An 8,097-nucleotide genomic window follows, 5' to 3' on the forward strand; every position below is an offset into this window, starting at 1 on the left:
ATCAAACAAGACCGAACAGCTTCTTTCGTTGTTGAATTCGTTCTGGCGCTAATTTCCGCATCGAACGTCCAAGCAGTACATCTTCTGCTTGAAGATTTACCAACTTCACCATATCTGAGCCAAGTTTTTTATCGAGCTTGTCCATAGCTAGTTTCCATACACATGCACGATTCGTGATGTTATGAGCATCGGTTGCCACAAAGTGTGCTAGTTGGTGTTCAAGCATATTCAAACTCAATTTCTGTGTTTTCTTACCGAACATACCGGCTACGCTTGCTGCCGTCACTTGAGATAAAGCACCGTTTTTAATCAAGCGGTATAGCTTGTCCGAGTTTTCGGCAATTTCCGCATTTCGTTCAGGATGAGCGATGATTGGTGTGTAGCCATTAACGAGCAAGTCATAGAATAATTGCTCCGTATATTTAGGTATATTAGATGAAGGAAATTCAACCAATACATACTCTGAATCATTTAAAGTAAGCAATTCTTCTCCTCGGTTGAAGATGTCGACCATTTCACCAAATAAGCGAATTTCCTGGCCTGCGTATAGATCCAGCTGGATGTTCTGTCTATTTAATTCAGCTTTCACTTCTTGAACCTTAGAAAGAACGTCTTTTTTGTCATTTGTATAGCTGGGGTGTCTATGATGTGGAGTCGCTATTATCGATGTAATGCCTTCCGCAACCGCTTGCTTCGCCATTTCGACACTGTCTGATAAGTTTTTCGACCCATCATCTAGTCCCCATAGAATATGTGAATGAATATCAATCATCTAAATCCCCACTTTTCCCTTTTTATTAGTTCTTATTACCCTAACTACGCAACTATTATCATACTAGCACGATAAAGGAACTATTAATAGGGGATTATTAGTGAATATATTGTCGAAATTATAGGTAAATAGTCTTCATTTTTGAAAAAATTCAATCATTATGGCCATAATAATAATAATACTGTGAATCCTTTGCTTTTTTCATATTGAGCACAGCTCCAATCGTCTTGCCTTTAGCGGAATCCAATAGGTCTTTGGCTTTACGCGCAGCTTCATGTTCCGTCTTCCCACTACAGATAACTAAAATCGAACCATCGACTTTGTTCGACAAAATTTGTGCATCAGCTACAGCTAATACAGGAGGTGTGTCAAATAAAACTAAATCGAATTCCGTTTTCACCTTTTCAATAAATTGCGACATTGCCTCAGATCCCAGCAATTCTGCCGGGTTAGGAGGAATCGGACCACATGTCAAAATAGATAAGTGTTCCACTTCGGTCTTTTGTACCGCTTCAGCCAATGTCGTTTGTTTAGTCAGGACGTTCGTCAATCCTCTGACGTTTTTCAAATTGAACGTATAATGCACCGTGGGTTTGCGTAAATCGGTATCGACAAATAATACTTTCTTTCCTTGTTGGGCAAATGTAATCGCAAGATTGGCTACAGTGGTTGACTTGCCTTCTGCCGGACTTGAAGACGTTACTAAAATCGTTTTGTATTCTTTATCAATGGAAGAGAATTCAATGTTGGTACGTAACGTTCGATATTGTTCTGTGATGGGCGAACGTGGACTGTCAATAGTAATTAATCGGCGTTCCATTTCTATTGCACGTCTTTTCTTAGCCATTGATAATCTCTCCTTCTGGTTTCAGTTTCTGTTGCACTTTATTCATCTTGTCTTGCTCTTTTTTCTCCATAGAAGAAATGGAGCCAATGACAGAAAGACCTAGTAAAGTTTCAATCTCTTGTTCGGTTTTGATTGTATTGTCCAGGTACTCAAGTAGGAACGCCAAACCAACACCTAACATCAAACCAACAACCATGGCGATTGCCATGTTCAACATTTTGTTTGGTTTAATCGGACTCTGTGTGTCTGTTGCAGTTGCTTTTGCTAGAATACTAACGTTGTTGACGTTCATAATATCCATGATTTCACGTTGGAACACACTTGCCGTTGTATTGGCAATATCACGGGCAACGAACTGGTCTGGATCTTGAACCGTAATCGTCAATACTTGCGATTCACCTACCGCAGAGACGGTGATTTTCGAGTTCAAGTCTTCAGTAGTTAGTGTTTCAAGTGCCAGATCCTTGCGGACGATATCCAAAATCGCCGGGCTCTTGATAATGACGTTGTATGTATTAATCAATTGTAAGTTTGTTTGAATCTCACTGACATTTAATATCGGTGCTTCTGTTTTCTCTTGATTGACTAATAGTTGTGTAGATGCTTGATAGATAGGTGTAACAAAAAAGTAACTAACAATTCCGCTGATAAGGGTCGCGAGAATAGTTAGTGATAGGATTAACAGCATTCGTTTTTTTAACGTTTGAAATAATTCTTGTAAGCTAATTGTTTCTTCCATAGTTCAAAAGACCTCCATTGGTACAATAAGTATCCATATTATAGCACATGTAGATGCCGTCGAATTGTCTTGTTTTGTCGAATCATGTTAGGAAATCGGTACCAAAAGTCTTACATTTCCTTTACGAACCGTTAAATTAAGTAAGGAGTCTTGAATGTTGAATCTACCTATTATGACTTTTTTACCACTCCTTGACTTTGGATATAGATTTATATGAAAAACCCACCCAAGCTTCACTTGGGTGGGTTTAGAATGTGATTACTTAATATGTTTGAATTTCCACTTCTTCGATTTGTTGTCATAGTAAGCCACTTCAATATCTAGCTTCTTACCTTTAGATGTCGTGATGAAGAAGTAGTCTTTAAATCCGTTCGTGATTTGATTGCCTTCTGTATCAGAGAAGGACAGATCATTTAATTTCAAGTTTTCTTCTTGTTGACCATGATGTTTCTCATGACCTTTACCTTTTCCTTGGTGATTGTCATGTCCTTTTGGCAAATGATATTCCAGGGTCAATGAAAATGCGCCAGATTTAGCCAACACGTCAAAGTTCTTTGTTGTGATGGTGAATGATGACCCGTTAGCCAGTTTCAAGATGACTGGTTTGTTTACTGCATCGATCTTCTCCACAGCTTCCTCTGTGAATCGAATCTCGACTTTTCCATCGATATGTGGTGCAGTTACTTCTATGAAGATGACTGGTTTCGTTGTATCGACATCGTCTACCGTGACGATTTCAACACCGTCTTCAGTTGCTGGCACTGTAACTTTGATTGACACTGTGTTTTCTCCAACAGTTGCTGTGATTGTCGTCGAGCCAGCAACTTTTGCTGTAATTAATCCTTTTTCAACTGAGATTACGTCTGTATCGTAGCCACTGTATGTTGCTGTAGCCGTTACATCCTCATCAGTAGAAGTTTCATCCGCTTTAGTAGTTGTTTCTGTTACTTTCAGTTGTTCTGTTGTACCAACTTCAAGTTCAACCGTAGATTTATTTACCTTCAATGTTTTCACGTCTGGTACTTCGTCTTTTAAATCTACTTGAATCAATAGTGGGTCATGGTCAGATGCGCGACCGTGAATATCCATATAGTTTGCATTGATGTGAATCATGTCTACCAAAGCTGTATCTGCTAAGTTGTTGGTTACCAATACATGGTCTAGTACTTGGTTGTTTCCTTGGTAGTAATAAGAGAAACGATCTCCAGCTGGTACTTTTTCAACCATGTTTGTCAAAATGCCACCTTTAAGTGCTGCAAGTGTTGGTGTGAATTCGAAATCATTCATGTCACCAGCCACGATTACTTTCAGGTTCGGATCTTGTGCTTGTCCTTTTTTGATAAATTCATTGATCATAGTTGCAAGTTCGATACGTTCTGCTTCAGAACCTAAGAATGGAGGTTGGTTTTTCCCGAATAACGGTTGATCTCCACCTTTTGAGTTTAAGTGAGCGCCAATTACGACTACTTTCTCCCCTTGGAACTCGAACTGAGCTGCCAATGGTTTACGTGTGTTTGCTTGTGGCAAGTCAAGGATACGACCAGGGTTTTTAGAAAGTTCTCCATCTACCCAAGTTACCGCTTCTGTTGAGCCGCCTTTCGTTCCTGCTGCAAGTGACACACGTTCAGGATTGTATAGGTAACCAACACGGATGTTCCCGCCTGGTTGCCCACCATCTTGATTGTATTCAGGTGCGATGTCAGTCCACTCATAGGCTGGACCTCCTGCCGCTACTATCGCTGCAATCAGACGTTCATAGCTTTCTGTCGCGTCAGCGTTGTTAGAAGCCGTTGCTCCGTCACTATCTTGTACTTCTACAAGAGTAATAATGTCAGGTGATTTCATGTTTTCTACGAATGATTTTGCGATTTTCTCCACTTTTTCATCCGGAGTTTGTTCAATATTATTAGAGAAGTTCTCAACGTTGTAAGAAGCAACGTTCAATTTGTCTTCCGCTGGTTTGATATCTGTGATTGTCACTGGTTTTTCAACGCGTGTGATTTGTGGAAGTGTGTTTTCTTTCGTCCACAGTTTGTAGTTACCGAAGCCGAATCCCATTACTCCAACAATGTTGCCAGTATAGTAGTCGCCAGATTTTGCGTCGTATGATTCGTTGTCGAAGTCCACGATGACGCGTTCTGGGTTGTAGTCAGTAGCAGAAATATTGATTCCGCCAAGTACGTTGAATTCAGTATTTGTAGAGTTTCCTGCTACAACCACCACTTCACCGTATTTTTGCGGTCCTACTACTTTCGCATTTGGAACTGCTAGACGCATCAATTCAACAGATTCCCAGAAATCAATACCGTCTTCAGCTGGATCGAATGCAGTCAATCCGTCGTTGTCGATGATTTCTGTTGCCGGGAAGATGTCTTCACCGATTACTAATGGTGCAGGAAGTTCATGTGTTCCGTTTGCTACTGTAGCAGTTGCTTTGATACGAGTAACTGGTAAATCATTTGTTTTCATATCTGAATAGCCTTCGTAATACCATTCTTCAACTGTTCCTGCAACGGTAACCAAGTCACCGACTTTAAGGCCATTTGAAGTTTTGTTTACGATGATTGCTTCAGATGTTGTGTTATCGTCATCCGGATTAACATCCTGGATAACAAAGTTAGCTGAGTTATAAAGGTGAGTAACAACCCCAGTGATTTCTTTTACAGTAGCCCCTTGATAATCCGAGTAATGACCTTCGCCTTGAATATCACGGATTTGTAGGTTATCCACTTTTAATACTTTGTAAGTGAATGAGAAGACTTCAGAAGTTGTGTCACTTACAGCAATTGCTTTGATGGTAGTATCTTTCGTCAACTCGATTGGAGTTGTGTATTGTGAACTTGTAGTCGTCGGTGTTGAGCCATCTATTGTATAGTAGATTGTTGCACCTTCGATTGGTGAAATTAAAGAGATTTTTGTACCTGCAGACACTGTTCCTGGGAATACATCTGTGTAAACAACAGGTTTGTTCACTAGGTCAAAGCTTTCAAGTCCTAATGTTTTTACTTGGTAAGTTGTGTTGAATTTAGAAGCAATACCTGAAATGTTTACAAGATCGCCTGCTTTATAGCGTTTGATGAACTCATCGAAAGCCAATCCGTTGCGGTTATCGTTACGGATGACCACTGATTCACCATTTTCATATGTAGCTGTGAATTCGAATGTTCCGAAGTCATTTGTTTTTACTAAGTTCGTAATCTTTACGTTGTTTAATAGAATGCGTTCACTTTGTGTTTCTTCATTTACCCCTGCAGGTGTGATTTCCTGTGTTGCTGGCAATTCATTGCCTGAAGAGATCTTCGTGATTTTCGGTTGTTCCATTTGAAGTTCGCCGCCATAGACGGTTACTTTTCCTTCTAGTTCAACTTTGTCACCAGGAGAGACGTCCGCAGTAGAAGAGAAGATGTATAGTCCAGCCGTGCTGTCCTGAACATAGAACGCTTTACCGCCCCAGAATCCAGCACCAGTCGTAACTGTTCCTTGTACTTTGATTAATTTATCCGATCCCACTTCTGTACGAGCATCAGCAAGGTTCTCTTTCAGTTCCGCTTCAGACTGAGGTGGTTCTACTCCTCCATCCAGGAAGCTCATTGCACTAACAGCACTAATACCAGGTACCGAGAAGTAAGCACCTAAAGTACCTGTAATTTCAACTTTTTCCCCTTGATTAGCTGGGTTCGTCAACAATCCAAATTGTGCACGGAAGTTCGTAGCTAAACGGACGGGCATCATTTTCTTAATGTCAGTTTCATTTGGAGAATCCGCAATCACAACATTTGTGTCTGCAGGAAATGGCGCTGTCAAATCCACACTTGTCGTGCTGTTCATGTAGCCCACGATATATCCATGGACCGTTGCAGTACCTGTATTATTTGCGATTGCATCGGCAACCGTTATCGGTTCCGCCGCTTGGGCACTTGGTGCTGTGATAAATGGTCCAACCATTGAGATCACTAGTAAGAATGCTAGTAGAATCTTACTGAAAGTATGTCTAAAAATGCCTTCTTTCGTCATCCATTTCACTCCTCAAAGAGAATTTATTGTAATTCCCCTAGATTATAGCAAAGGATTGTTATTATTTTCTTAATTGTTTGTAAGTGTTGTTAAGAAAACCCAAAAACAGTCAGTAAGTCTATTTATTTGGAAGGAAAATGGTTTTTAACTATTACGAAGTTTCCATACGAATATACCTATAATATCAGGGTGGGTTTATGCTTCTTTTAATAGAAGAAGTTTCGTTGCAAACAAAAAGAGCCAACCACAAGGGCTGACTCAATTGTTTTATTAAAATTCATTCATTTTGTCTAATGCTCGGTAAAGCATAACTGCAGCTTCCGCACGTGATGCGTTCGCTTTAGGATCTAATTTGTTACCAGCACGGCCGGTTACAATACCAAGTCCTACAGCTTGTTTGATGGATACTTTCGCGAAGTCTCCAACTGCTTTTTCATCCGCAAATGTTTTCGATGTGTCTACATCTTTCAATAGATTCGCATCTTTGTATTTCACTGCGCGTACAATCATCGTTGCGATTTCTTCACGTGTGATTAACGCATCTGGATCGAACGAGTCTGTCGTTTTGCCATTTACGATACCTGCACGGTGAGCCGCTTCAATTCCTGCATACGCCCATTCCTTGCTTGTTGTTACATCTTTAAATGTCCCTTTGTACTCTTCCATTGGAAGATTCAGAGAGCGAGCAATCAACACGGCGAATTCAGCACGTGTTACTTTGCCTTCAGGGTTAAATGTCGTATCTGTTTTCCCGCTTGTAATTGCGCGAGAAGCCAACACTTCAATTTGATCCTGTGCCCAGTATTTTTGGATATCCGAGAATGTTTTGTTGTTTTCTACAACAACGAATTTCGAGAAGTGGTTTGTCTTGAAGACAAATTGACCATTTCCGTACGTTCCACCTACGTAATCCAACCCATTTGTTGTTTCGTTCACGTAGTAAGCAGCAACTTTTCGTGGGTCTTTAATTGCTGCAGCTACAGGAACTGTTACTTCAACTGGTGTTGAGAATGTAGTTACTTTAGTTGTGTTACCATTTTTGACTGTTGTGATTGTAAATTCAAACGTCGCAGATACCGCTCCGTTTACGTCAGTCGATTTAGCCATTTTCACAGAAACCGTCATACTTTCAGGATTGCCGGCTGCAATGTTTTTCAATACTTCATTTGGTACAACTACTTCTGTATTACCAGAAGCAATCACCAATGGTTTAGAAGATTGAGCAATTGTTTGCAACGAACCTGTTGGTACTTTTGCACTTACTTCAGGTTGAGTATCTGTTAGAGCTGGTACTGCTACTTTAATTTCTGTAACTGCAGGATCATTCGCTTGATTTGATACTGCGTTTCCATCCACAGTTACATGACCAGGGTTTGTTGGTGTTACTGGTGGTTGTGGCGGGCTTGTTACCGACACCAATACTTTCACCGTGTTTTTGCCTACTGTTACGTTAATTTCTGTTTGGCCAACACCTGTTGCAGTGATGACACCCTTGTTTACGTTGATGATTTTTGTGTTATGGCCACTGTAAGTAGCTGTTGCTGTTACGTTAGCTTGTGTAGATGTGTTATCTGCTTTAGTTGTCGTTTCAGTAACAACCAGTGTTTCTGATTGACCATACATGAATTGTACGCTTGCTTTGTTAACAGATAGTGTTTTTACATCCGGAACTGGTACTGCTGTTACTGTTACGTTTACAGTTTTTGAGTTGTCGCCAACTGTTAC

5 protein-coding genes are annotated in these 8,097 nt (G+C 40.4%); all 5 read right to left on the bottom strand.

What is annotated here, in order from left to right; genetic code table 11:
- Position 1: 1 nt before the first annotated feature.
- A complete protein-coding gene (locus HMPREF1210_RS08370) occupies positions 2-772 on the bottom strand; it encodes a tyrosine-protein phosphatase (RefSeq protein WP_016428219.1) in 771 nt (256 codons plus the stop codon).
- 151 nt (positions 773-923) lie between these two features.
- Positions 924-1,619 carry a CpsD/CapB family tyrosine-protein kinase gene (locus HMPREF1210_RS08375; RefSeq protein WP_016428220.1) on the bottom strand — a complete coding sequence of 232 codons (696 nt, stop codon included), beginning with the start codon at positions 1,617-1,619 and terminating at the stop codon, positions 924-926.
- Positions 1,612-2,358: a YveK family protein gene (locus tag HMPREF1210_RS08380; RefSeq protein WP_016428221.1), complete on the bottom strand. Its 747-nt coding sequence runs from the start codon at positions 2,356-2,358 to the stop codon at positions 1,612-1,614. The genes HMPREF1210_RS08375 and HMPREF1210_RS08380 overlap by 8 nt, the downstream gene beginning before the upstream one ends.
- Positions 2,359-2,616: 258 nt before the next feature.
- Entirely contained in the window at positions 2,617-6,372 is a 3,756-nt protein-coding gene (locus tag HMPREF1210_RS08385; protein ID WP_016428222.1) for a DUF6359 domain-containing protein, read from the bottom strand.
- Between the two features lie 270 nt (positions 6,373-6,642).
- Positions 6,643-8,097: S-layer homology domain-containing protein (locus HMPREF1210_RS08390; RefSeq protein WP_016428223.1), on the bottom strand; the 1,455-nt coding region annotated here is incomplete at its 5' end.

Source organism: Paenisporosarcina sp. HGH0030 (genome assembly GCF_000411295.1).
In the GTDB taxonomy this organism is placed as follows: Bacteria; Bacillota; Bacilli; order Bacillales_A; family Planococcaceae; genus Paenisporosarcina.

What these genes read in the sequence shown, in the direction of transcription:
- HMPREF1210_RS08385 (WP_016428222.1), bottom strand. Translation starts at nt 6,372, where the DNA reads ATGACGAAAGAAGGCATTTTTAGACATACTTTCAGTAAGATTCTACTA.
- HMPREF1210_RS08375 (WP_016428220.1), bottom strand. Translation starts at nt 1,619, where the DNA reads ATGGCTAAGAAAAGACGTGCAATAGAAATGGAACGCCGATTAATTACT.
- HMPREF1210_RS08380 (WP_016428221.1), bottom strand. Translation starts at nt 2,358, where the DNA reads ATGGAAGAAACAATTAGCTTACAAGAATTATTTCAAACGTTAAAAAAA.
- HMPREF1210_RS08370 (WP_016428219.1), bottom strand. Translation starts at nt 772, where the DNA reads ATGATTGATATTCATTCACATATTCTATGGGGACTAGATGATGGGTCG.